This window comes from Azotobacter bryophylli (genome assembly GCF_042643485.1).
GTDB classification, from domain to species: Bacteria; Pseudomonadota; Gammaproteobacteria; order Pseudomonadales; family Pseudomonadaceae; genus Azotobacter; species Azotobacter bryophylli.
Genome location: NZ_JBHRSJ010000029.1, coordinates 229,176 through 251,032, shown reverse-complemented (window position 1 = coordinate 251,032; position 21,857 = coordinate 229,176). Strand labels below are relative to the sequence as shown.

Genomic DNA, 21,857 nt, shown 5'->3' with positions numbered 1-21,857 from the left:
GGTGCTGGGCAGCCAGACCGCGGTGGTCACCGGCCCGCCCGGCGAGGAGATCCACTGCGACGCCTACGGGCGGGTCAAGGTGCAGTTCCACTGGGACCGCGAGGACCAGGCCGACGACAGGACCAGTGGCTGGCTGCGGGTCGCCTCGGGCTGGGCCGGCAACCGCTACGGCGGCATTGCCGTGCCGCGGGTGGGCATGGAGGTGCTGGTGACCTTTCTGGAAGGCGACCCGGACCAGCCGCTGGTCAGCGGCTGCCTGTTTCACAAGGAGCATCCGGTTCCCTACGACTTGCCGGCCAACAAGACCCGCACGGTGTTCAAGACTTTGAGCAGCCCCGGCGGCGGGGGCTACAACGAGCTGCGGGTCGAGGACCGCCAGGGGCAGGAACAGATCTACGTCCACGCCCAGCGCGACTGGGACCAGGACATCGAGCACGACCAGAAGATCCGGGGCGGCCACGAGCGGCACGACAGGGTGGAGGCCAACGCCTACAGCGAGTTCGGGGGCGAGGAACATCGCACCACCCACCTCGATCGCCGGGTGGAAGTGCGAGCCGACGACCATCTGACCGTCGGCAACGACCAGCACCTCAAGATCGGCGTCAGCCAGTTCATCGAGTCCGGCCAGGAGATCCACCTTTCCAGCGGCCTCAAGCTGGTTCTGGAGGCCGGCAGCGAGCTGACCTTCAGGGTCGCCGGAAGCTTCGTCAAACTGGACGCCGAAGGCATCGCCCTGGTCGGGCCGCTGATCCGGATCAACTCGGGCGGCAGTCCGGGCGAGGGCACGAGCGCTGCGCCCGTACTGCCGGGACGGCCGGTGCCGGCGGATACGGATCGGGCCGGGGCGCTGCTGATCCGGGCACTGAAACAGCAGTCGTGAGGCTTCGGGGAGGGTGGGGCCGCTCTCCTGCCCGGACTAGCCCCGCGCCACGACCACCCGGTTGCGGCCGCCGTGCTTGGCCTCGTACAGGGCCTCGTCGGCCCGGCGCAGCAGGCGCTGATAGTCAGGATGGCCGTCGTGCAGGGCCAGACCGACGCTGACCGTCACCTTCAGCATCCGGTCTCCGGGCATCTGGAAGCGTTCCTGCTCGATCTGCTGGCGCAGTTTCTCGGCCACCCCGAGCGCACCGTTCTCGTTGATGTCGACCAGGAGGATGAGGAACTCCTCGCCGCCCATGCGGAACACGTAGTCGCCGCCGCGGCAGTTGTTGCTGAGCAGGGTGGCGACCTGCTGCAGGGCGAGATCGCCCGCTTCGTGACCGTGGCTGTCGTTGATCGACTTGAAGTGGTCGATATCGATGGCCAGTACGGCGAAGGAGCGATGGGTGTGCAGCGCGTAGGCCACTTCCTTGGACAGGATCACCGGCAGGAACTTGCGGTTGAGCATGCGCGTTAGGGCATCGCGGCCGCTCTCCAGCACGTTGATCTGCTCGAACAGGTTGTTCAGGTGATAGATGATGCTCTTGGTCTGTTCGCGCAGGTTGCGCAGGTCCTGCAGGCGCTGCTCGGCGCTCCTGTCCGACTGGTTGAACAGGGGCAGCAGCTCCTCGTCGATGTGCTCCATGCCTTGCAGGATCTGCTCCGTTTCCGTCGTGCCCTCGAAGGCGTAGGCTCCCTTGTGGCGGAACCACAGGCCGAACTCCGAACTCACCATCCGCGGCAGCTGTACGGAGGAGAGGCCCATGGCGAAGGCAAACATCACCTCGTTCTCCCAGTTGAGGATGGCCGAGCACTGGCGCTCCTTTTCGCTGCCGATGTTCTGCGCCACCGAGAACAGGCGGTAGCCTTCCTCGCTGCGCGAGTTGCGGTCGTGGGCGTCGGAGTAGGCGCGGCTCATGATCTCCATGGACTGATCGATGGTGGCGACGATCAGCCGGGTGCATTGCAGCTTCTGCTGGCTGGCGATTTCCTGCCGGAGCAGCAGGGCCAGAAATTCGTGCTTGAGATGGCGGGCGCCGCGCAGGACCACGTGCACGGGGATGTTGATGCGCGCATGGATCTCGCCGATCTGCTTCTGCTGGGCGACCAGCGCCAGCAGGCGCTCGCGGTCGGCCGATGCGGAGAACAGCTGCCCGATCCACTGCTGCAGGCTGCCGTGGAGGCGGGTCCTGACCTGGTCGTGGGAGAGGAAGCGGTTGGCCTCCTGGTCCTCGAGCATCTGGTCGTAGAAGTAGGTGGCCAGCGTAACCCGATGGATATCGGCCAGCTCCTTGACCTGTGCGGCGACTTCGGCAGGAAACTGCTCCAGTAGCTGCTGCCATTCCAGGGCCTGCTGCTCAGGGGGAATACTGGTCATGATCATCTGTCTCTCGGTGAACGCCACATCCCGAACCGCCTCGTCGGGGTCGGCTATGCTCGCAAAGTGCCAGCCAACATGCCAGCCGGCCGTGCGTAAGTTTTTCGACATTTATCCATACCTTTCCCCCACATTCCGGCGGTTGTCCGCCCGGGACGGCTGGCTGGGCATCGTCGCCTTCGGGCGGGAATGCCGTGCAGGCAGCCGGTATCTGCCAGACCGGCCGAGATCACGGCCGGGGGAAAGCGTCTGGGGATGGAGAAGCCATGACGGCCGGGGCCCGGGGGGCGGCCATGGAGCGGGCCATGGCCGCGCGGGCGGCGCTACCGGGCTTTCGCCACGACCACCCGGTTGCGACCGCCGTGCTTGGCCGCGTACAGCGCCTCGTCGGCGCGGCGCAGGGTGTGCTGGTAGTCCGGATGGCCGTCGTGCAGGGCCAGGCCGATGCTCACGCTCAGCTGCAGCGTCTGGTTGCCCGGCAGCTGGAAGCGTTCCTGCTCGATCTGCCGGCGCAGCTTCTCGGCCACTCCCAGCGCGCTGTTGGCGTTGATGTCGACCAGCACCACGAGGAACTCCTCGCCGCCCAGGCGGAACACGTAGTCGCCGCCGCGGCAGTTGTTGCTGAGCAGGGTGGCGACCTGCTGCAGCACGTGATCGCCGGCCTCGTGGCCGAGGCTGTCGTTGATCGACTTGAAGTGGTCGATGTCGATCAGCAGCGCGGCGAAGGCCCGGCCGCTGTGCTGCGCGTAGGCCACCTCCTTGCCCATCACCACCGACAGGAACTTGCGGTTGAGCATGCGCGTCAGGGCGTCGCGGCCGCCCTCCAGCTCGTGCATCTCGGAGAACAGGTTGTCCAGATGGAACAGGATGAGCTTGGTCTGCTCGCGCAGGTCGCGCAGTCGTCCGAAACGCTCGCCGCCTTCGGTGGCGAGGTCCGTGAAAGTCGGCAGCAGGGCGCTGTCGATGTGTTCCATGCTCTCCAGGATCCGTACCGCCTCGCTCGTGCCCTCGAAGGCATAGGCGCCCTTGTGCTGGAACCAGAGGCCGAATTCCGACATCGACAGCTTCGCCAGCTGCACCGCTCCGTGGGCGGAGGCCAGGGCGAACATCACCTGGTTTTCCCAGTCGAGCAGGGCGGCGCGCTGGCGCTCCCGCTCGTTGCCGATGTTCTGCATCACCGAGAAGAGCCGGTAGCCTTCCTCCTGCCGCGAGTGGCGGTCGTGGGCGTTGGAATAGGCGCCGCACATGATCTCCATGGCCAGGTCGATCACCTGCGTGACCAGGCGGATGGCGCCGAGCCGGTCGTTGTCGTCCAGTCCCTGCTGGTGGAGCAGGGCGGTGTAGCGGTTCTTCAGATGGCGCGCCCCGCGCAGGACCAGGTGCACCGGGATGTTGATGCGCGCATGGATCTCGCCGATCTTCTTCTGCTGGGCGATCAGCGCGAGCAGCCGCTCCCGGTCGGGAGACTCGGGGAACAGCGAGCCGATCCATTCCCGCATGGAGTGCTCCAGGCGGTTCTTGACCTGATCGTGGGAGAGGAACTCCCGGGCATCATGGTCTTCCAGCATCTGCTCGTAGAAGAAGACCGCCAGCTCCGCCTGGTGGGTGCCGGTCAGTTCCTTGACCCGAGCGGTGACTTCCGGGGGAAATTGCTCGATCAACCGCTGCCATTCGAGGGCCTGCTGCTCAGGGGTAATACTGGACATACGACACTCTATCTCTCTGTGAACACAACACCGCGACGCCGCGGAGGGGCGTTATGCTCCCAAAGTGCTATTAGTCTTGCAGGGCCTAGGTCAATGCAACCGCTCATCCATGCCGGCGGTTCTCAACTAATGTATAAAGGCCGCATTCGAAGCTGAGGGCGCAAGGCCGTGGAAGACGTCATCGAACAACTGCGTGAACTCAACGAGCCGGTGCCGGTGCCGCTGGAGCTGCCGGACGAGGACCTGCTGGTGGAGATCGAGGAGCAGCTGCTGATCAACCTGCCCTTCGAACTGCGCGAGTTCCTGCTCAAGGTCAGCGACGTGGTCTACGGCAGCCTGGAGCCGGTAACCGCCAGCGACCCGCAATCGCATACCTACCTGCCGGAAGTCGCCGCCACCGCCTGGGATCTGGGCGTGCCGCGCGACCTGGTGCCCCTGTGCCAGGCCGGGCGCGACTATTACGTGGTGGACATCGAAGGCCAGGTGCTGCTCTGGGACGGCGACTCCGCCGAGCTGACCGACGAGAGCTGGGACTCGGTCTGGCACTGGGTCAAGGACGTCTGGCTGGAGAGCTGAGCCCCGGTCCAGGCGGCTCAGCCGAAGAACCAGTAGCACACCCCGATCGCCGCCAGCACCCCGCATAAGTCGGCGAGCAGGGCGCAGCCCACGGCGTGGCGGGCGCGCTGGATGCCCACCGCGCCGAAGTACACGGCGAGCACGTAGAAGGTGGTCTCGGTGCTGCCCTGCACGGTGGCGGCGACCAGCGCCGGGAAGCTGTCGACGCCCTTGCTCTGCATGGTCTCGATCAGCATGGCCCGCGCCGCGCTGCCGGAGAACGGCTTGACCAGGGCGGTGGGCAGGGCCTCGATGAAGCGGCTGTCCCAGCCGGCCAGCTCGACCGCCCAGCGGATCCCCTCCAGGGCGTAGTCCAGCGCTCCCGAAGCGCGCAGCACGCCCACCGCGCAGAGCATGGCGACCAGATAGGGCAGAAGATTCTTCGCCACCTCGAAGCCTTCCTTGGCGCCCTCGACGAACTGCTCGTACACCGGCACCCGACGCAGCGCGCCGAGCAGCAGGAACAGCAGGATCAGACTGAACAGTACCAGGTTGCCGAGCAGCGAGGAGAGCGACGCCAGCGCCGTGGCCGAGAGCCCGGCGAGCAGCGCCATGAAGCCGCCGAGCAGTAGGGTGCCGGGTAGCAGGTAGGCGAGCACCACCGGGTCCCAGAGCTTCAGCCGCTGCATGAAGGCCACGCCGAGCAGGCCGGCCAGGGTGGAGGCGCTGGTGGCCAGCAGGATCGGCAGGAACACCAGGGTCGGGTCCTGCGCGCCCTGCTGCAGCCGGTACATGAAGATCGACACCGGCAGCAGGGTCAGCGACGAGGCGTTGAGCACCAGGAAGAGGATCTGCGCGTTGCTCGCCGTGGCCCCGTTCGGGTTGAGCTCCTGCAGGGCGCGCATGGCCTTGAGGCCGATCGGCGTGGCCGCGTTGTCCAGGCCCAGGCCGTTGGCGGCGAAGTTCAGGGTGATCAGCCCCAGCGCCGGATGGCCGGGCGGCACCTCCGGCATCAGCCGGCGGAACAGCGGCCCCAGCAGGCGTGCCAGCAGGTCCACCAGACCGGCCTTCTCGGCGACGCGCAGGAAGCCCAGCCAGAGGGTCAGGGTGCCGAACAGCACGACCATCACCTCCACCGCCAGCCGGGCCATGGCGAACAGACTGTCGACCAGCGCGGCGAACACCGAGGCGTCGCCGCCCAGCAGCCAGCGGCCGAAGGCGGTCAGCGCGGCGATCAGGAAGAAACCCAGCCAGAGGCCGTTGAGCATGTCGAACTCCCGCAAGTCTTGGCCGCGCATGATAGCGGCTGGCACGGGCGATGGGGACGGCCGCGGACCGGCCCGGCGCTTCGTTGTCCGACGAGGCCGGCGATGCGCTGCTATACCTGTCGGATCACCCTCCAGGAGGTCCCATGAAGAAGATCCTCGTGCTCTATTACTCCATGTACGGCCATATCGAGCGCATGGCCGAAGCTATCGCCGAGGGTGCGCGCAGCGTTCCCGGCGTGGAAGTGACCGTCAAGCGCGTGCCCGAGACCATGCCCGAAGAGGTGGCGCGCAAGGCCGGCGCCAAGCTCGATCAGGCCGCCCCGGTGGCCGAGCCGAAGGAGCTGGCGGACTACGATGCCATCCTGTTCGGCACGCCGACGCGCTTCGGCAACATGACCGCGCAGATGCGCAATTTCCTCGACCAGACCGGCGGCCTGTGGGTCAGCGGTGCGCTGGTCGGCAAGTTCGCCAGCGTCTTCACCAGCACCGGCACCGGCGGCGGTTCGGAAACCACCATCACCTCGTTCTGGCACACCCTGGCGCACCACGGCATGGTGATCGTCGGCCTGCCGTACGCGGTGGCGGAGCTCAGCGACATCAGCGAACTGCGCGGCGGCTCGCCCTATGGTGCGGCGACCGTCGCCGGTGCCGACGGCTCGCGCCAGCCGAGCGAGAAGGAGCTGATCCTGGCCCGATTCCAGGGGGCCCATGTGGCCAGACTGACGGCGCGCATGCTGTAGAGGTAGGAGGGAAGAGAAAGGAAGGATGGTTGCTGCCGGCCGGAGAGCGGTCGAACCGCTCCCGGCGCAGCGCTGTCTGACCCGGCCCGTTCGCCGGAGGTACTCCCTGTACCCCTGGGTCGGCTCCGAACCTTGCGTTCAGAGCAACCCGGCCCCCTGGTCATCCCGCCCTGGGACAAGGCCCGGTCGTCTCTGGCCGAGCCTGCGTCCGTCCCTGGTCGCGATCCGCTTGAGAAACCCACGCTGCATCCCTGCCAGCGCCGATCACTGTACCGGCGCCGCTTGAAGCTATCGTGACACCCGTCAATGCCGCCGCCGGCCGCGGGTGCCGTTGGTCAGCGCGGCCCGCGCATGCGGCCGAACAGGAAGGAGGCGACGAACAGCACCAGGAACAGGATGAAGAGGATCTTCGCGATACCCGTGGCAGTGCCGGCGATGCCACCGAAGCCGAGCACGCCGGCGATGATGGCGATGATCAGGAAGGTGATGGCCCAGCTCAACATGATGGTTCTCCTCTGCCGTTTCTATGAAGACACCCCCCATGGAAAATCGCTCCTCTTCCCATCAGAACACCCAGCGCTGCTGGCGCGAGAACGGGCGGCTGGCCGCCGGGGGAAGGGTCTGGCCGAAGCTGGCGGGCTGCGCCCGCTCGATCGGCGGCAGCGTTCGTCCGAGGGGTTGCTGGGGGCCGGGGTTGCGCTCGGCATGGCTGCAGGGCAGGGCGAGCGCCATGCCCAGGGCCAGGGCCAGGGTTGCGGTCAGGCTCTTGCCGTTCAGGGCAAGGCGGAATGGACGACGGCTCATCTGGTAATCCTCGTGTCCGGTGAACGCAGGACCGGATACCCGCCACGGCTGCCGCTGCCGGGCGGCTGTCGTGCGTTCTGCATGACCTGCACGGATGTTCACTGCAGGGTCTTCTTCAGCGTCCAGATGCGGTCGTGGCAGGCCCGCACCTTGGGCATCTCCGCGGCGACCAGGGTGCGCACCTCCGGCTCGGCGCTTTCCAGCGCGTCCTCGAAGGCGTGCACGATGCGGCTTTCGGCCGCTTCCAGCTGGCTGACGTAGACGGCGATTTCGTTCTTGGCGAAGCGCGCCCGGGTATCGGCATAGGCTTCCCGCAGCTTGCCCACCAGGGTGCCGCCCATGGAGGGCTGTTCCAGGTCGGACGCGACCTTGGACGACAAGGCCTGGATCACCTCGGCCTTGGTCTGGACCATGTCGCGGAACAGTTGCCGCATCTGCTCGTCCTTCACCTCGTTCAGCGCGTGCTGATAGAAGTGCTGGCCGTCGCGGGTGATCTCGATCAGCTCGTTGAGCTGACTGTCGCTGCTCTTCATCGGTCTGCCTCCGGAGTACGGCGCTCGCCATCACTGGGATGGAGACATCCAGCGCAAGCGCTATGCCAAATTCCGGTCGGAGCGAATCCGTTGCTTTTCAACGAGATAGCCTCCCAGGGGGCGGCCTCGCTGCGTGCAGTGTGCAGGATTGCCCGGATTCGGCCGTGCAAATTGCACGCTGGCCCGCGTTTCGCGACGGAGGGACATCCCCCGTCGTCCGCGCCGCCGGGGTTTGCAACTACGCTGAATGCCTAGGGCGGGGGCAGTGCGCACGAACACACGACACGGGGACAGCGAACATGGAGCAACCGACTGAAGGCAGTGGCAGGATTCTCCTGGTGGACGACGAGACCGCGATTCTGCGGACCTTCCGCTACTGCCTGGAGGACAGCGGCTACAGCGTGGCGACGGCCAGCAGCGGACCCCAGGCCGAGGCGCTCCTGCAGCGCCAGGTGTTCGACCTGTGCTTTCTCGATCTGCGCCTCGGCGGCGAGAGCGGTCTGGAGGTGCTGCAACTGCTGCGCAGCCAGGCGCCTTGGATGCGCGTGGTGATCGTCACCGCGCTGTCCGCGGTGGACACCGCGGTCGACGCCATGCAGGCCGGCGCCGCGGACTACCTGGTCAAGCCCTGCAGTCCCGACCAGCTGCGCCTGGCCGCCGCCAAGCAGCTGGAAGTTCGGCGCCTGGCGGCGCGCCTGGAAGCGCTGGAAGGCGAGCTGCACCGTCCCAGCGACCTGCCGGATTCGAACAGCCCGGCGATGATGACCGTGCTGGAGACCGCCCGGCAGGTGGCCGACACCGATGCCAACATCCTCATCCTCGGCGAGTCGGGCACCGGCAAGGGCGAGCTGGCCCGCTCCATCCACGGCTGGAGCCGGCGGGCGAGCAAGGCCTTCGTCACCATCAACTGCCCGTCGCTGTCCGCCGAGCTGATGGAGAGCGAGATGTTCGGGCACAACCGCGGCGCCTTCACCGGCGCCACCCAGAGCACCCTCGGGCGGGTCTACCAGGCCGACGGCGGCACCCTGTTCCTCGACGAGATCGGCGATTTCCCGCTGCCCCTGCAGCCCAAGCTGCTGCGCTTCATCCAAGACAAGGAGTACGAGCGGGTCGGCGATCCGGTCACCCGCCGTGCCGACGTGCGCATCCTCGCCGCCACCAACCTCGACCTGGAGGAGATGACCCGCGACGGGCGCTTCCGCGAGGATCTGCTCTACCGGCTGAACGTCATCACCCTGCACCTGCCGCCGCTGCGCGAGCGGCCGGAAGACGTCCTGCCACTGGCCGAGCGCTTCCTGCTGTTCTTCATCAAGAACTACGGACGCCCGGCGCGCGGCTTCAGCGAACCGGCGCGGCAGGCGCTGCAGAACTACCGCTGGCCGGGCAACATCCGCGAGCTGCGCAACGTCGTCGAACGCGCGAGCATCATCTGTCAGCAGGAGCTGATCGGCCTCGGCCATCTCGGCCTCGGCGAGCAGCCGGGCATCAGCGCGCCGCGGGTGGGTACGCCGCTGACCCTGGAGGAGCTGGAGAAGGCCCACATCGCCGCCATCCTGGCCACCAGCGACACCCTCGAGCAGGCCGCGAGAACCCTCGGCATCGACGCCTCGACCCTCTACCGCAAGCGCAAGCAGTACGGCCTGTGAACGGTGAGGCTGCGCAGCAAGCTGTTCCTCAGCAGTTCGGCGCTGATGGCAGTCGCCCTGTTCGGGCTGGTGATCGGTCTGCTCGGCCTGCTGCTGCTGACCGGCGAGCAGAGCGGCCTGCTCAAGCGCAACCTGCGGATGCTCGAGGGCACCATGGAGATGCGCCAGGAGATCAGCAACCAGATCCTCCTGCGCCTCGATCCGGCGCCGGACTGGGACCAGCTGCGCGAATCCGACCGGCGCTTCCGTGCCGCCCTGGGGCAGACGGCCTGGCAGATCGCCGCCGATGACGACTACCTGCCGCTGTTCGAGAAGCTGCAGAGCGCCTACCAGGCGCATCGCAGCCTGCTGTTCGATCCGGCCCAGCAGGCCGCATCGCTGTCCGGCAACGCGCTCCTGACCCGCGGCATGATCGAGGTGCGCGACAGCCTCGCCGCGTTGCAGCTTGGTGGTTTCAGGCAACTGGAGCGCGGCGAGACGAGGAATCTGCGGCGCGCCGAGTGGTTCTCCTACCTGATCGGCGTGCTCGGCCTCGGCGTGCTGCTGGTCGGCTTCTTCACCGCCCACGTCATCGCCCGCCGCGTCGCCGAGCCGATCGAGGCGCTGGCGCGGGCCGCCGACCAGATCGGCCAGGGCCAGTTCCACATCGTCCTGCCGCTCACGCCGGTCAGCGAGCTGGCCTCCCTCAGCCAGCGCTTCGGGCTGATGGCCGAGACCCTGCGCCAGTTCAAGGAGACCAACGTCGAGGCGCTGCTCAGCAGCCAGCGGCGCCTGCGGGCGCTGCTCGACAGCATCGACGACGGCCTGCTGATCATCGACCGTCGCGGCTGCCTGGAACACTGCAATCCGGTAGCGCAACGCCAGCTGGGCTGGGATTCCGAGCGGCTCGGGCTCCGCCTCGGCGAGGCGCTCGGCCGGCCGCAGCTGGACGAGGCGGTGCACCAGGTGCTGCGCAACGAGCCGCTGGCGAAGCCGCCGGAGGATCTGGTCATCGAGGTCGGCGGCGAACAGCGCCTGCTCGCCTGGCACCTGAGCGCGGTGAGCCACGACGACGGCCGGGTGCTCGGGGCGGTCATGGTGCTGCAGGACGTCACCGACCAGCGCGCCTACGAGCGGGTGCGCAACGAGTTCGTCCTGCGCGCCTCCCATGAGCTGCGCACGCCGATCACCGGCATGCACATGGCCTTCGGCTTGCTGCGCGAGCGCCTGCGGGACCGCTTCGCCCCCGATTCGCGGGAGCGCGAACTGCTGGACACCCTGGATCAGGAGATGCGCCGTCTGGTCCGCCTGATCGAGGACCTGCTGAACTTTTCCCGCTATCGCAGCGGCCAGCAGCAGCTCGAGCGGCAGCCGTGCGATTGCGCCGAGCTGCTGGAGCACGCCCGGCAGCGTTTCGCCGGCCAGGCGCAGAGCCAGGGGGTCGGCCTGGACGTCGAGCTGCAGCCATCACTGCCGCGGCTGTCGCTGGATGTCCTGCTGATGGAGCGGCTGATCGACAACCTGCTCGGCAATGCCTTGCGGCACACCTCGTCCGGCGGGCAGATCCGCCTGCTGGGCCGGCGCCACGATGGCCGGGCGGTGATGATCGGGGTCCAGGACAGCGGCGAGGGCATTCCCTACAGCCAGCAGACGCGGGTGTTCGAACCCTTCGTGCAGGTCGGCCGCAAGCAGGGCGGCGCCGGTCTGGGCCTCGCGCTGTGCAAGGAGATCGCCCAGTTGCACGGCGGCCGTCTCGGCGTGCGCTCGCGCCCCGGGCAGGGAACCCTGTTCTACGTGGTGCTGCCGATCTAGTCCTGCGCGGCCGTCCTGGGCAGGCCGCGCCGGCCCCCGGCGGGGTTCGGCGTGGGGGCTTCGGCCTGCTCGAGCAGGCAGCGCAGGTCGCGGCTGATGTTGACCCACCAGCAGAGCGCGTTCAGCAGGAGTCGGTTTTCCGTCAGGCCCAGTTTGGCGGACAGTCCGGCGAGCCGTTCGTGCATCCCCTCCGGCAGGCGGATCGCCAGTGGGATCGTTCCGGCGGCGCGGCAGAAGTCGAGGTGCTCGACCGATTCCAGCGCCTCGCGAGTACGGGCCGCGCCGAGGTGGTCGCTGAGGATCCGCTTGCGCAGCAGCATCCGCGTCGGACCGGCGAGCCAGGACTGGAGGCCGAAGACGATTTCGCTGTCGATGCTGCGCCAGTTTTGCCTGGCCTGGGCGGTTAGGGCCGCGTGCAGATCGTCCTTGAGCCGCAGGACGAGCGTGTCCGCCGTGCGGGAGAGGGGGAACGCAGGTTTCTCGATCATGGATTCTCGGCCTGGATGAATTCGACGCATGTTTCTGGGGCGGGCGAATTCTAGCGAGCCTCCGTACGGGAATTATTCACTCAATGTCATGAAGCGTTGAGCGAGGGTAAAGAACGGTCAAAGGGCGGAAACAAAGCGTTTCCCGCCGATCAGGCCACTCGGATCGCCGGCAGTTCGCCGGACTGCCTGCCGATCAGCTCGCGGAACTGATCAGCGGTCAGCGGCCGGGCGAAGAGCCAGCCCTGGCCGTAGTCGGCGCCCTCGAGCACGAGCAGGCGCGCCTGCTCCTCGTGCTCGATGCCTTCGGCGATCACCTTGATCTGCAGGTCCCTGGCCATGCGGATGATGTGCGGGGCGACGCCCCGGCCGCCGGCATCGGCCGGAAGGGCGGCGATGAAGGCGCGGTCGATCTTCAGGCAGTCCACCGGCAGTTCCTGCAGGTAGGCCAGATTGGCGTAGCCGGTGCCGAAGTCGTCGATCAGCACCCGGTGGCCGCGCGCGCGCAGGCCCTCCAGATGACTGCGGGCGCTGTCCAGATCGAGCAGCCCGCGTTCGGTGATCTCGAAGGCGATCTGCGCAGGGCTGACCCGATAGCGGGCCAGCAGGCGTTCGGCCAGCAGGCCTACCCGCGGCTCGCATACGTCGCAGGCGGCCAGGTTAACCGAGACGTACAGCTCCGGATGCTCGCGCAGCAGTTCGCCGAGCTCTTCGAGCACCTGCTGCAGCATGTGCTCGGTGATCTGGCGGATCTGTCCGGTCGATTCGGCCAGCGGGATGAACAGCTCCGGGCTGATCGGGCTGCCGTCCGGTCGCCGCCAGCGGACCAGGGCCTCGGCGCCGATGCAGCGGCGGCTGGCGAGCTCGAAGATCGGCTGGTAGTGCACCCGCAGCTCCCGGTGATCCAGCGCCGCCTGCAGTTCCCGCTCGAGCGACTGGCGGGTTCGCACCAGCAGGTAGGTGCTGGCGCCGATCAGCAGCGCGAGCGGCAGGCAACCCGGCAGCCAGGCGTGCCAGGTCGTATGGATGCGCTGGTGGAGGCTGGCGCTGGGCACCACCAGCGCCAGCTGGTAGGCCGGATCGTCGCCGGCCATCCGGTAGAGCAGCCGGTCGCCGAGGGTCCGCAACGTGTCTGGCTCCGGATCATCCGTGGCGCTCTGGCCGAGCGGCCACGGCTGGCTCGCGCCGAGGATCGGCAGCGCCCACCGGCTGCCGCGGGGGATCAGGTAGAGGTCGGCGCCGTCCGACAGGTCGACCATGTCGAGCAGATGGGCGCGGGCGGCGAAGACGTGGAAGGGGCCGCGGGCGAGCACCAGGGCGGCCAGGTCGCCCTTCGGCTCGGCCGTTGTGTCCAGCCAGTAGCGATGGGGCGGGGCCTGGACGTCGGCCGCGCGCCGGGGTGGCGTCGAAGGGCGCTGCAGCCGGCTGGAGCAGTGCTGGTCGCCGTCGATGAAGGCCGCTTCCTGGACGAAGCGATGGTCGAAGCTGATCTGCGCCAGGAGTTCCTGCATGGTCCGGTCGCACTGGCGCAGCGGCTGGCGTTCCAGGCGGTCGAGGGCCTGTCGCAGCTGGCCGAAGACCTGTTCGATGCGCTGCAGGAAGCGTTCGCCGCGCGCATCGAGCGCCTCACGCTCCGCTTCGCGCGCCTGCATCAGTGCGAGCCCCAGGCTGCCCAGGACCAGCAGCAGGAGGCTCAGCAGGGTCGCCAGTGCGGCCATCCGCCAGGGATGGTCGAGGCGTTGGCGCAATCCGCGCATGGCTTGCCACATGATCGGCACCCCCGAAGTTCCCTTTCAGGTCAAAGCCGTTGCGTTGCCTCCTTCTCATCCCGATCCGTTCAGGGTGGCCAGCAAGGCTGCGGTCTCGGCGTCCGGTTCGCCGTCGAAGCGGGCCGGACGGTACTTCATCTGGAAGGCGGCGATGACCCGCCGCGTCTGCGCGTCGAGCACGCCGCTCCGGTTTATCGCGTAGCCCTGGCGCTCCAGTTGCTCCTGGAACCAGCCGATGCTCGGCAGGGCGACGGCGAAACGGTTGTGCAGCTGGGCCACCCGGGTGGCATCCGGCCAGGGAATCAGGCCGGCTTCGGCCAGGCGCTTCCAGGGAAACAGCGGACCGGGATCGACCTTGCGCAGCGGGGCGATGTCGCTGTGGGCGACGATCGCCTCCGGCGGCAGCCGATGGCGCCTGACGATGTCCTTGAGCAGCACGATCAGCGCGTCGATCTGCTCCCGTGGGTAGGGATACCAGAGGCGTTGGCCGGTGGCGGTATCCCGGTAGCCGGGATTGACCAGTTCGATGCCGATCGAACTGGCGTTCAGCCAGGTCCGTCCCCGCCACTGGCTTTGCCCCGCATGCCAGGCACGGCGATTCTCGTCGACCAGACGGTAGATGGTCGCCGGCCTGGAACCGATCAGGTAATGGCTGCTGACCTCGCCCCGGGTGAGCAACTGCAGCGAACGCGGCAAATCCTCCGAAGTGTAGTGCAGGACGACGAACTGCACACGGCTGTCCTGGGCCCGCGACGTGTAGCGGGTGTCGATGCGCGGCCCGCCAGCACAGCCGGCGAGCAGGGCGAGGGTCAGGAGGAGGAGGAACGGTCTCATCGAATCGGCAACTTCTGCAGGACATCGGCAGGGAAGGGCATCCACCCGTCCGCCCTTCCCGAAGCAGACCATACGCGCCGGGAATGCGTAGCGGAAGACAGCCTTTCGGACGAGCCGGGGCCGTCAGCTCAGGGCGACGCAGGCCTGGCGGGCGGCGGTCTGCGACTGGGCGTCCTGGTCGAGGTGTTCCGGCAGGCGTATTTCCACGGCGACCGGCAGGTGGTCGGAGATCGGTTTCGGCAGCACCCGCACGCGCTCCAGGGTTAGGCTGGGGCTGAGCAGGATATGGTCGAGGCAGCGCTGCGGGCGCCAGCTCGGGAAAGTGCCGCCGATCTGGGGGGCGATCAGGCCGAGGTCGTTCAGGGGCGAATGCTCCAGCAGGTCGCTGGCGTGGGTGTTCATGTCGCCCATCAGCACCTGGTGCCGGTAGCCGCCGATCAGTTCGCGGACGTAGGCCAACTGGCGGGTGCGGGCCTTGCGGCCCAGGGCCAAGTGCATCATCACCACCGCTAGGGCCTCGTCTCCCTCGCCGAAGCGCAGGAGGATCGCACCGCGCCCCGGCGGTCCCGGCAGGGGGTGGTCCTCCAGGGCGGTGGGCTTCAGGCGGCTGAGCACGCCGTTGCTATGCTGGGCGAGGCGGCCGAGATTGCGGTTGAGCTGCTGATACCAGTAGGGAAAGCCGCCGAGCTGGGCCAGGTGCTCGACCTGGTTGACGTTGTTCGAGCGCAGGCTGCCGCCGTCCGCTTCCTGCAGGGCCACCAGGTCGAAGTTGGCGAGGACCTCGCCGATCCGCTGCAGGTTAGCCGCGCGCCCCGGATGGGGGAGCAGGTGCTGCCAGCTGCGGGTCAGGTAGTGCCGATAGCCCTCGGTGCTGATGCCGACCTGGATGTTGAAGCTCAACAGGCGGAGGCGGCCATTGCAGGGCAGTCCGGTCGAATCGAGGCATTGCGGGTTGACCCGGGCCTTGCCCGGGCCGGCATTGCGGTCATGACTGCGCCGACGCAGCATGTTGCCCCCTGTGGGTGTGAACGAGGCGGAGTCGCATCGGTGGCTGGCTGTACGGCATGCGGAAAGGCTCAGCAAGCATGGGTGCTGGCGCAGCACCGGAGGGAGGAACGCTCGTACTCTTTTACTCCGCCGCACCTGGCCTGTCCAGCTACCACACGCCTGCATGCCTGGGCCCTCACCGGGCGGCGCGCTCCTTGGCGATCAGATAGTCGGCCACCGCCAGGGTGCCCTGCGGACCGCCGGCCGTGCCGAGATCGAAGCGATACTTGCCGTTGACGATCATCACCGGCACGCCGCTGATCTGGTAGGCCATGGCCAGTTTCTTCGCCTTTTCCATCTGGCTCTTCACGGCGAAGGAGTTGTAGGCCTTGAGGAAGCTGTCCTTGTCGATGCCGTGGGCGGCCAGGAAGTCGGCCATTTCCTCCGGCGTGGAGAGTCGCTTGCCTTCCTTGTGGATGGCCTCGAAGATCGCCCCGTGGACCTTGGGCTCGACGCCCATGGACTCCAGGGCGAGGAACAGCTGGCCATGGACGTTCCACAGGCCGCCGAACATGGCCGGGATGCGCAGGAAATGCACGTCCTCGGGGAGCTTCTCGGCCCAGGCGTTGATGCTCGGCTCGAACTGGTAGCAATGCGGGCAGCCGTACCAGAACAGCTCCACGACCTCGATCTTGCCCGGCTGCGCCACCGGCACCGGACTGCTCAGCTCGACGTACTGTTTGCCGGCCTGGATGTCCTGGGCCGGTTCGGCCTGGACGGCCGACATGCCGAGCAGGCTTGCGCTGGCGAGAACGGCGCTGAGAATCAGTTTACGCATGCATTACTACTCCGTTGCAGGTGGGGAACTCGCGGGCGACCAGCCTACGACCCGTGGCGGCTGAGGCGGGTTCCTCTATTGTAGGGGCATGGCCAATAAAAAAGGGTGGCCTTATGCCACCCTCTTTGAGCCGTTTGTGACCCGCTTCGTTCAGTGCAGACCCTGAATGTAGCTGGACAGCGCGGCGATATCCTTGTTGCTCAGCTTGGCGGCGATGGAGCGCATGATCATGCTGTCGCCGTCGTTGGTACGTACGCCTTCGCGGAAGTTGGTCAGCTGGGTCGCGACGTACTGGGCATGCTGGCCACCCAGCTTCGGGTAGGAGGCGGGAGCGTTGCCTTCGCCGTTGGGCGAATGGCAGCCGGTGCAGGCGGGCATGCCGTCGGCCAGCTTGCCGCCGCGGTACAGGGCTTCGCCGGCGGCGACCAGGTTCGGATCGGCAGCGCCGACGCCCATCTTCTGCGAGGAGAAGTAGGCGGCGATGTCGGCCATGTCCTGATCGCTCAGGCCGTCGAGCAGGCCGGTCATCTGCGGGACGTTGCGACCGACGCCGGCGGCGGCGCCCGGAGCGGTGCCGGCCTTGATGTCCTGCATCTGCTTGAGCAGATAGCGCTCGCCCTGCCCGGCCAGTTTCGGGAAGTTCGGCGCGGCGCTGTTGCCGTCCGGGCCGTGGCAGGCGCCGCATACGGCTGCTTTGGCCTGGCCTGCGGCAGCATCGCCTGCGGCATGAGCGACACCGGTGATACCCAGGGTTAACAGCAGACTCACGAGTACTTTGTTCATCAGCTAATCCAACTACGGCTAAGGGATAAAAAGGTTATGGCCCGACATGAGCGGCTTCACGGCAATTCCCTGCAATATCGGCAATCCCTGGGCCCGGAAACATCCCGGTGGTCTGGCGGCGAAGGGCAGCATCACGATACAGCGGCGGACAGCGTGCTCTTCAGGAGCCAGGCCTCTCGCAGGGAACGCCACGCGGTCAGGCGTGCGGTCGACCTTATCGTTCCCGTGAACACTCACCCTGGGACAGGGACAAAGCGCACACAAATCCGGAGCATTATATACTGCCGGCACCGAAACGGAAACGACACGGCTCCAAGCTTTGCCTGGCGCCGCTCAGCGGAAACCCATCGATGTCATCCAAGAACCCCATTCTAGGCCTGTGCCAACAGGCTGCTTTCATCCTCAGCGCAGCCAAGGTCGATCAGTGCCCGGCCGATGACGGCTACGAGGTGGCCTTCGCCGGCCGCTCCAACGCCGGCAAGTCCAGCGCCCTGAACACGCTGACCCACGCCAACCTCGCGCGCACCTCGAAGACCCCGGGACGCACTCAGCTGCTGAACTTCTTCCGTCTCGATGACCAGCGCCGTCTGGTCGACCTGCCCGGATACGGCTACGCCAAGGTGCCGATTCCCCTCAAGCAGCACTGGCAGCACCATCTGGAGGCCTATCTGGGCAGTCGCCGCAGCCTGGTCGGCGTGATCCTGCTGATGGACATCCGCCATCCGCTGACCGACTTCGACCGTCTGATGCTCGACTGGGCCGCCGCCAGCGACATGCCCATGCACATCCTGCTGACCAAGGCCGACAAGCTCGCCTTCGGCGCGGCGAAGAACGCCCTGCTCAAGGTCCAGCGGGATATCCGCCAGGGCTGGGGCGAGAACGTCAGCATCCAGCTGTTCTCGGCGCCCAAGCGGCAGGGTGTCGAGGAGGCTCAGCAGGTGATGGCGCACTGGCTCGGTCTGGTCGAGGAGGGGAGCGAGCCGTAGGGGCGAATCCGTTCGCCAGCTCGTGCTATGTCCGGCGAACGGATTCGCCGCATGCAGGCCTTGCGCCTCTCATTCGAGCCAGGCCTTGCCCTGCTGCTCCAGCAGGCTGTGCGCCTGTTCCGGGCCCGAGGAGCCGGCCGGGTAGGGCCGCGGGCGCTGGTAGAAGGCGTGCCAGCCGCTGATGATCGGGTCGACCCAGCGCCAGGCCGCTTCGACTTCGTCGCGGCGCATGAACAGGGTCGAGTCGCCCTCGATCACGTCCAGCAGCAGGCGCTCGTAGGCCTCCCAGCGGCGTCGCTGGCGGAAGGCCTGGGCCAGGTTGAGATCCAGCTCCACCGGCTCCAGGTGCATGCCTCGCCCCGGGCTCTTGGCCATCAGCTGCAGGCTGATCGATTCCTGCGGTTGCAGACGGATCAGCAGGCGGTTGGCCTGGCCCTCGTGGAACAGCCGGTGCGGCACCGGCTTGAACTGGATGACGATCTCCGAACTCTTCTTCGCCATGCGCTTGCCGGTGCGCAGGAAGAACGGCACGCCGGCCCAGCGCCAGTTGTCGACTTCCGCCTGGAGCGCGACGAAGGTCTCGGTATCGCTGTCGTTGTCGACGTTTTTCTCGAAGTAGTACGCAGGAACCTCCTGCCCGCCGATCCGTCCGGCGGTGTACTGGCCGCGCACTGTCTTGTCCCGCACGTCGAGGCCGGCGATGGGCTTCAGGGCCTCGAGAATCTTCACCTTCTCGTTGCGCACTGCCTCGGCATCGAAGCGCACCGGCGCTTCCATAGCGACCAGGCAGAGCAGTTGCAGGAGGTGGTTCTGCAGCATGTCGCGCATGGCACCGGCCTGGTCGTAATAGCTGCCGCGGTTCTCCACGCCCAGGGTCTCGCAGACGCTGATCTGCACGTGATCGATGTGCCCGGCCCGCCAGATCGGCTCGAACAGGGCGTTGGCGAAGCGCAGCGCCATGAGGTTCTGCACCGTTTCCTTGCCCAGATAGTGATCGATGCGGAACACCTGGGTCTCCTGGAACACCTTGCCGATCGACTGGTTGATCGCCTGGGCCGACTCCAGAGAGTGGCCGATGGGCTTTTCCAGGACGATGCGGGTGTTGGCGTCGGCCAGGCCGGCGATGGACAGGTAGGCGGCGATGTCCTCGAACAGGCTCGGCGCGGTGGCCAGGTAGTAGATGCGACCGCGCTGGCAGTGGCTGCCGAGATGCCGGGCGAGGCGGCTGTAGTCGGCACTCTGGCTGGCATCCATGGGGAAGTAATCGAGACGCGCGGAGAAGGCACGCCAGGTCTCGGCATCGAAGCTGGCCCGCGGTACATGGGCGCGGCAATGGCGCTCGGCCAGCTTTCGGTAGTCCTCGACGGAGATCGGCTTGCGCGCCAGGGCTAGGATGTTCATGTCGGCCGGCAGGCGCCCGTCACGGTGCAGGTGATAGAGTGCCGGCAGAAGCTTGTGCAGCGCGAGATCGCCCGTACCGCCGAAAACCAGCATGTCGCAGGGTAGGGTCACAACAACCTCCAAAGCGCTTGGGTTTGGGCTCGGAGCGGGTCATGTAGTATAACTACAAAATTCCTACAGCCCGTTCCTGATCATACTGACCGTCGAGCAGGGTGGCGAGCGGCGGTGCGGCCGCGCCCGGCCCGCCCGAAGCCCGCGAGCTCCTCTCGACGATCCGTCAACCGAGTCCAGTTCCGTGAATCTTCTGCAGCAAATCGCCCAATCGCGCCATCTATTACGCAAATCCGAGCTGAAGGTGGCCGACCACGTGCTGCTCGACCCGGCGGCGGCGATGCATAGCTCGATGGCGGGACTGGCCCAGGAGGTCGGCGTCAGCGAGCCGACCATCGTGCGCTTCTGTCGGGCCATCGGCTGCAGCGGCTTCCAGGACCTCAAACTGAAGCTGGCGCAGAGTCTGGCGGCCGGCGCCAGTTTCGGCCAGTTTGCCATCCATGAGGACGACTCCGTCACCGACTTCAGTCTGAAGATCTTCGACACCACCCTGCACACCCTGATGGAGGTGCGCGAGCACCTCGATCCGGCGGCCCTGCAGCGCGCCATCGGCGCCATCGCCAAGGCCCAGCGCATCGAGTTCTACGGCTTCGGCGCTTCCGGTGCGGTGGCGGCGGACGCCCAGCACAAGTTCTTCCGTCTGCTGCTCACCGCCGCCGCCTACTCCGACCCGCACATGCAGGCCATGTCGGCGGTCACGCTGCAGCCGGGCGACGTGGCCATCTGCATCTCCCAGTCCGGGCGCTCCAAGGATCTGCTGATCACCGCCAACCTGGTCCGCGAGACCGGCGCGACCCTGATCACCCTGTGTCCGGGGCAGACCCCGCTGGCCGAGCTGGCGGACATCAACGTGGCGATCGACGTGCACGAGGACACCGACGTCTACACTCCGCTGACCTCGCGGATCGCCCATCTGGTGGTGATCGACGTGCTCGCCATGGGCGTGGCCATGGCCCGCGGTCCGAGCCTGGTCAAGCACCTCAAGAGCGTCAAGCGCAGCCTGCGCAGCCTGCGGCTGTCGCCGAAGACGCTCAAGGTGCAGGAAGACTGAGGCGCCGCATCATCATCGCTTCATCGGGCTGACGCGAAAGCGTCATGCCCCGGCGGCCATGCTAGAGCTCCCATCCCGACCGGGGAGACTCTCATGTCCCGCCACCAGGAAAGCGCCCCGTATTATCTCCATCCCCTCGATTCCAAGGCTCGCCGCAAGCTCCAGGACCAGCGCCGGATGCACTTCCGTCGGGCCATCGAGCAGTACGACGAGCAGCGGCGGTTGCATGGAGAGATCGATGACTATCCCGATCACATCCTCGCTAGTTCGCTGCAGTTTTCTCGGGAATCTTCCCTGCGAAGCGACCCGCGAGCGCGCTGATCTGGGCGCGCTCCTCGCGGATGAAGGTCTGGAACGCCTGGGCCACCGGGCTCAGGCGCTTGCCCTTGGCGTGCACCAGGCACCAGCTGCGGTAGAGCGGCAGCTCCTCCACCGGCAGCTCGCGGAGCAGGCCGGTGGCCAATTCCAGGTTCACCCCGTGGCGTGGCAGCAGGGCCAGGCCCAGGCCGGCCAGCACGGACTCCTTCTGGGCGTCCAGCGAAGTCACCTCGACGGTCTGGGCGAAGTGCGCGCGCTTCTGCTGGAAGTATTCCTCGCAGGCCTTGCGCGTCCCGGAGCCGGGCTCGCGGACCAGTAGCGGGTAGTCGGTCAGGTCGCCCAGGCTCAGCCTGGCCAGGTGGCACAGCGGATGCTCGGGCGGCGCCACGGCGACGATCGGGTTGTTGAGGAAGGGCAGGAACTCCAGGGCCATGTCCTGGGGGACCAGGGACATGATCACCAGGTCGTCGCGGTTGTCGCCCAGGCGTTTGATCACCTGGGCGCGGTTCACCACGGTCAGCTGCAGGCTGACTTCCGGGTGCTGGCGGCGGAAGGCGGCGAACAGGTGCGGGACGAAGTACTTGGCGCTGGATTCCACCGCCAGGCGCAGCTGGCCCTTCAGCGAGCCGCGCAGGTCGGAGAGCTGCATGTCGAGGCTCTCCAGGCGGCCGAACAGGTCCGCGCTGGCGCGCATCAGCGCCTCGGCCGCCTCGGTCAGGTAGAGCTTCTTGCCGACGTACTCGAACAGCGGCTGGTCGATCAGCTCCTCGAGCTGGCGGATCTGCAGGCTGACCGCCGGCTGGGTCAGCGCCATCTCCTCGGCGGCGCGGCTGTAGGAGCGGCTCTCGCAGACCGCGCGGAAGATCTGCAGCTGGCGCAGGGTGATGCGCATCAGCGACTTACGCATGCAAAGGCCCTCGGTGAGCGGTTTTTCGTCAACTATAAGCTTTTGCTA

21 protein-coding genes and 1 pseudogene are annotated in these 21,857 nt (G+C 67.2%); 8 read left to right on the top strand and 14 right to left on the bottom strand.

Annotation, left to right across the window (positions count from 1 at the left end; translation table 11 throughout):
• A pseudogene (tssI, locus tag ACFOJE_RS14230) lies at positions 1 to 853 on the top strand (type VI secretion system tip protein TssI/VgrG); the annotation flags it as partial.
• 63 nt (positions 854 to 916) lie between these two features.
• Here tssI and ACFOJE_RS14225 read toward each other — a convergent pair.
• On the bottom strand, positions 917 to 2,296 hold the full coding sequence (locus tag ACFOJE_RS14225) for a diguanylate cyclase (RefSeq protein WP_377815063.1): 1,380 nt from the start codon (positions 2,294 to 2,296) through the stop codon (positions 917 to 919).
• Positions 2,297 to 2,619: 323 nt separating this feature from the next.
• Positions 2,620 to 4,002, bottom strand: coding sequence for a diguanylate cyclase (locus ACFOJE_RS14220; RefSeq protein WP_377815047.1), 1,383 nt, complete (start codon positions 4,000 to 4,002; stop codon positions 2,620 to 2,622).
• A 168-nt stretch (positions 4,003 to 4,170) separates the two neighbouring features.
• On the opposite strand from ACFOJE_RS14220, the gene ACFOJE_RS14215 reads away from it, so the two are divergent.
• A complete protein-coding gene (locus ACFOJE_RS14215; protein ID WP_377815046.1) occupies positions 4,171 to 4,578 on the top strand; it encodes an SMI1/KNR4 family protein in 408 nt (135 codons plus the stop codon).
• Between the two features lie 17 nt (positions 4,579 to 4,595).
• Here the strand turns inward: ACFOJE_RS14215 and ACFOJE_RS14210 are convergent, their stop codons facing one another.
• Entirely contained in the window at positions 4,596 to 5,825 is a 1,230-nt protein-coding gene (locus ACFOJE_RS14210; protein ID WP_377815062.1) for a nucleoside recognition domain-containing protein, read from the bottom strand.
• Positions 5,826 to 5,968: 143 nt separating this feature from the next.
• On the opposite strand from ACFOJE_RS14210, the gene wrbA reads away from it, so the two are divergent.
• A complete protein-coding gene (gene wrbA, locus ACFOJE_RS14205; protein WP_377815045.1) occupies positions 5,969 to 6,565 on the top strand; it encodes an NAD(P)H:quinone oxidoreductase in 597 nt (198 codons plus the stop codon).
• 335 nt (positions 6,566 to 6,900) lie between these two features.
• Here wrbA and ACFOJE_RS14200 read toward each other — a convergent pair whose 3' ends face one another.
• The 3 genes from ACFOJE_RS14200 to ACFOJE_RS14190 form a co-directional block, all read right to left on the bottom strand.
• Positions 6,901 to 7,068: a DUF1328 domain-containing protein gene (locus tag ACFOJE_RS14200; protein WP_377815043.1), complete on the bottom strand. Its 168-nt coding sequence runs from the start codon at positions 7,066 to 7,068 to the stop codon at positions 6,901 to 6,903.
• 61 nt (positions 7,069 to 7,129) lie between these two features.
• Positions 7,130 to 7,369 carry a hypothetical protein gene (locus ACFOJE_RS14195; RefSeq protein WP_377815042.1) on the bottom strand — a complete coding sequence of 80 codons (240 nt, stop codon included), beginning with the start codon at positions 7,367 to 7,369 and terminating at the stop codon, positions 7,130 to 7,132.
• Positions 7,370 to 7,467: 98 nt separating this feature from the next.
• Positions 7,468 to 7,902, bottom strand: a complete 435-nt coding sequence (locus ACFOJE_RS14190; protein WP_377815041.1) for a PA2169 family four-helix-bundle protein — start codon at positions 7,900 to 7,902, stop codon at positions 7,468 to 7,470.
• A gap of 299 nt (positions 7,903 to 8,201) precedes the next feature.
• Here ACFOJE_RS14190 and algB point away from each other — a divergent pair, with 299 nt between their 5' ends.
• Entirely contained in the window at positions 8,202 to 9,548 is a 1,347-nt protein-coding gene (algB, locus tag ACFOJE_RS14185) for a sigma-54-dependent response regulator transcription factor AlgB (protein ID WP_377815040.1), read from the top strand.
• A 3-nt stretch (positions 9,549 to 9,551) separates the two neighbouring features.
• Positions 9,552 to 11,339, top strand: coding sequence for an ATP-binding protein (locus ACFOJE_RS14180; protein WP_377815039.1), 1,788 nt, complete (start codon positions 9,552 to 9,554; stop codon positions 11,337 to 11,339).
• Here the strand turns inward: ACFOJE_RS14180 and ACFOJE_RS14175 are convergent.
• From ACFOJE_RS14175 to ACFOJE_RS14150, 6 genes are all read right to left on the bottom strand, one after another.
• Positions 11,336 to 11,827 carry a hypothetical protein gene (locus tag ACFOJE_RS14175; RefSeq protein WP_377815038.1) on the bottom strand — a complete coding sequence of 164 codons (492 nt, stop codon included), beginning with the start codon at positions 11,825 to 11,827 and terminating at the stop codon, positions 11,336 to 11,338. The two genes, ACFOJE_RS14180 and ACFOJE_RS14175, sit on opposite strands and share 4 nt — an antisense overlap.
• Positions 11,828 to 11,976: 149 nt before the next feature.
• A complete protein-coding gene (locus ACFOJE_RS14170) occupies positions 11,977 to 13,593 on the bottom strand; it encodes an EAL domain-containing protein (protein WP_377815037.1) in 1,617 nt (538 codons plus the stop codon).
• A gap of 54 nt (positions 13,594 to 13,647) precedes the next feature.
• A complete protein-coding gene (locus ACFOJE_RS14165; RefSeq protein ID WP_377815036.1) occupies positions 13,648 to 14,427 on the bottom strand; it encodes an N-acetylmuramoyl-L-alanine amidase in 780 nt (259 codons plus the stop codon).
• 123 nt (positions 14,428 to 14,550) lie between these two features.
• Complete coding sequence (locus ACFOJE_RS14160; RefSeq protein ID WP_377815035.1) at positions 14,551 to 15,435, bottom strand: endonuclease/exonuclease/phosphatase family protein; 885 nt, start codon at positions 15,433 to 15,435, stop codon at positions 14,551 to 14,553.
• 175 nt (positions 15,436 to 15,610) lie between these two features.
• The gene (locus ACFOJE_RS14155; protein ID WP_377815034.1) at positions 15,611 to 16,252 is read right to left on the bottom strand and encodes a thiol:disulfide interchange protein DsbA/DsbL; all 642 of its coding nucleotides are present in this window, start codon (positions 16,250 to 16,252) and stop codon (positions 15,611 to 15,613) included.
• Between the two features lie 150 nt (positions 16,253 to 16,402).
• A complete protein-coding gene (locus ACFOJE_RS14150) occupies positions 16,403 to 17,035 on the bottom strand; it encodes a c-type cytochrome (protein WP_377815033.1) in 633 nt (210 codons plus the stop codon).
• 350 nt (positions 17,036 to 17,385) lie between these two features.
• On the opposite strand from ACFOJE_RS14150, the gene yihA reads away from it, so the two are divergent.
• Positions 17,386 to 18,021, top strand: a complete 636-nt coding sequence (gene yihA / locus ACFOJE_RS14145) for a ribosome biogenesis GTP-binding protein YihA/YsxC (RefSeq protein ID WP_377815032.1) — start codon at positions 17,386 to 17,388, stop codon at positions 18,019 to 18,021.
• Between the two features lie 69 nt (positions 18,022 to 18,090).
• On the opposite strand, the gene zwf is transcribed toward yihA, so the two are convergent.
• Positions 18,091 to 19,515, bottom strand: a complete 1,425-nt coding sequence (zwf, locus tag ACFOJE_RS14140; protein ID WP_377815061.1) for a glucose-6-phosphate dehydrogenase — start codon at positions 19,513 to 19,515, stop codon at positions 18,091 to 18,093.
• Positions 19,516 to 19,717: 202 nt separating this feature from the next.
• Here zwf and hexR point away from each other — a divergent pair, with 202 nt between their 5' ends.
• Together hexR and ACFOJE_RS14130 are read left to right on the top strand one after the other, a co-directional pair.
• Entirely contained in the window at positions 19,718 to 20,584 is an 867-nt protein-coding gene (hexR, locus tag ACFOJE_RS14135) for a transcriptional regulator HexR (protein WP_377815031.1), read from the top strand.
• A 93-nt stretch (positions 20,585 to 20,677) separates the two neighbouring features.
• The gene (locus ACFOJE_RS14130) at positions 20,678 to 20,905 is read left to right on the top strand and encodes a PA3496 family putative envelope integrity protein (protein ID WP_377815030.1); all 228 of its coding nucleotides are present in this window, start codon (positions 20,678 to 20,680) and stop codon (positions 20,903 to 20,905) included.
• Here ACFOJE_RS14130 and ACFOJE_RS14125 read toward each other — a convergent pair.
• On the bottom strand, positions 20,847 to 21,794 hold the full coding sequence (locus tag ACFOJE_RS14125; protein ID WP_377815060.1) for a LysR family transcriptional regulator: 948 nt from the start codon (positions 21,792 to 21,794) through the stop codon (positions 20,847 to 20,849). The genes ACFOJE_RS14130 and ACFOJE_RS14125 overlap by 59 nt on opposite strands.
• Positions 21,795 to 21,857 lie beyond the last annotated feature (63 nt).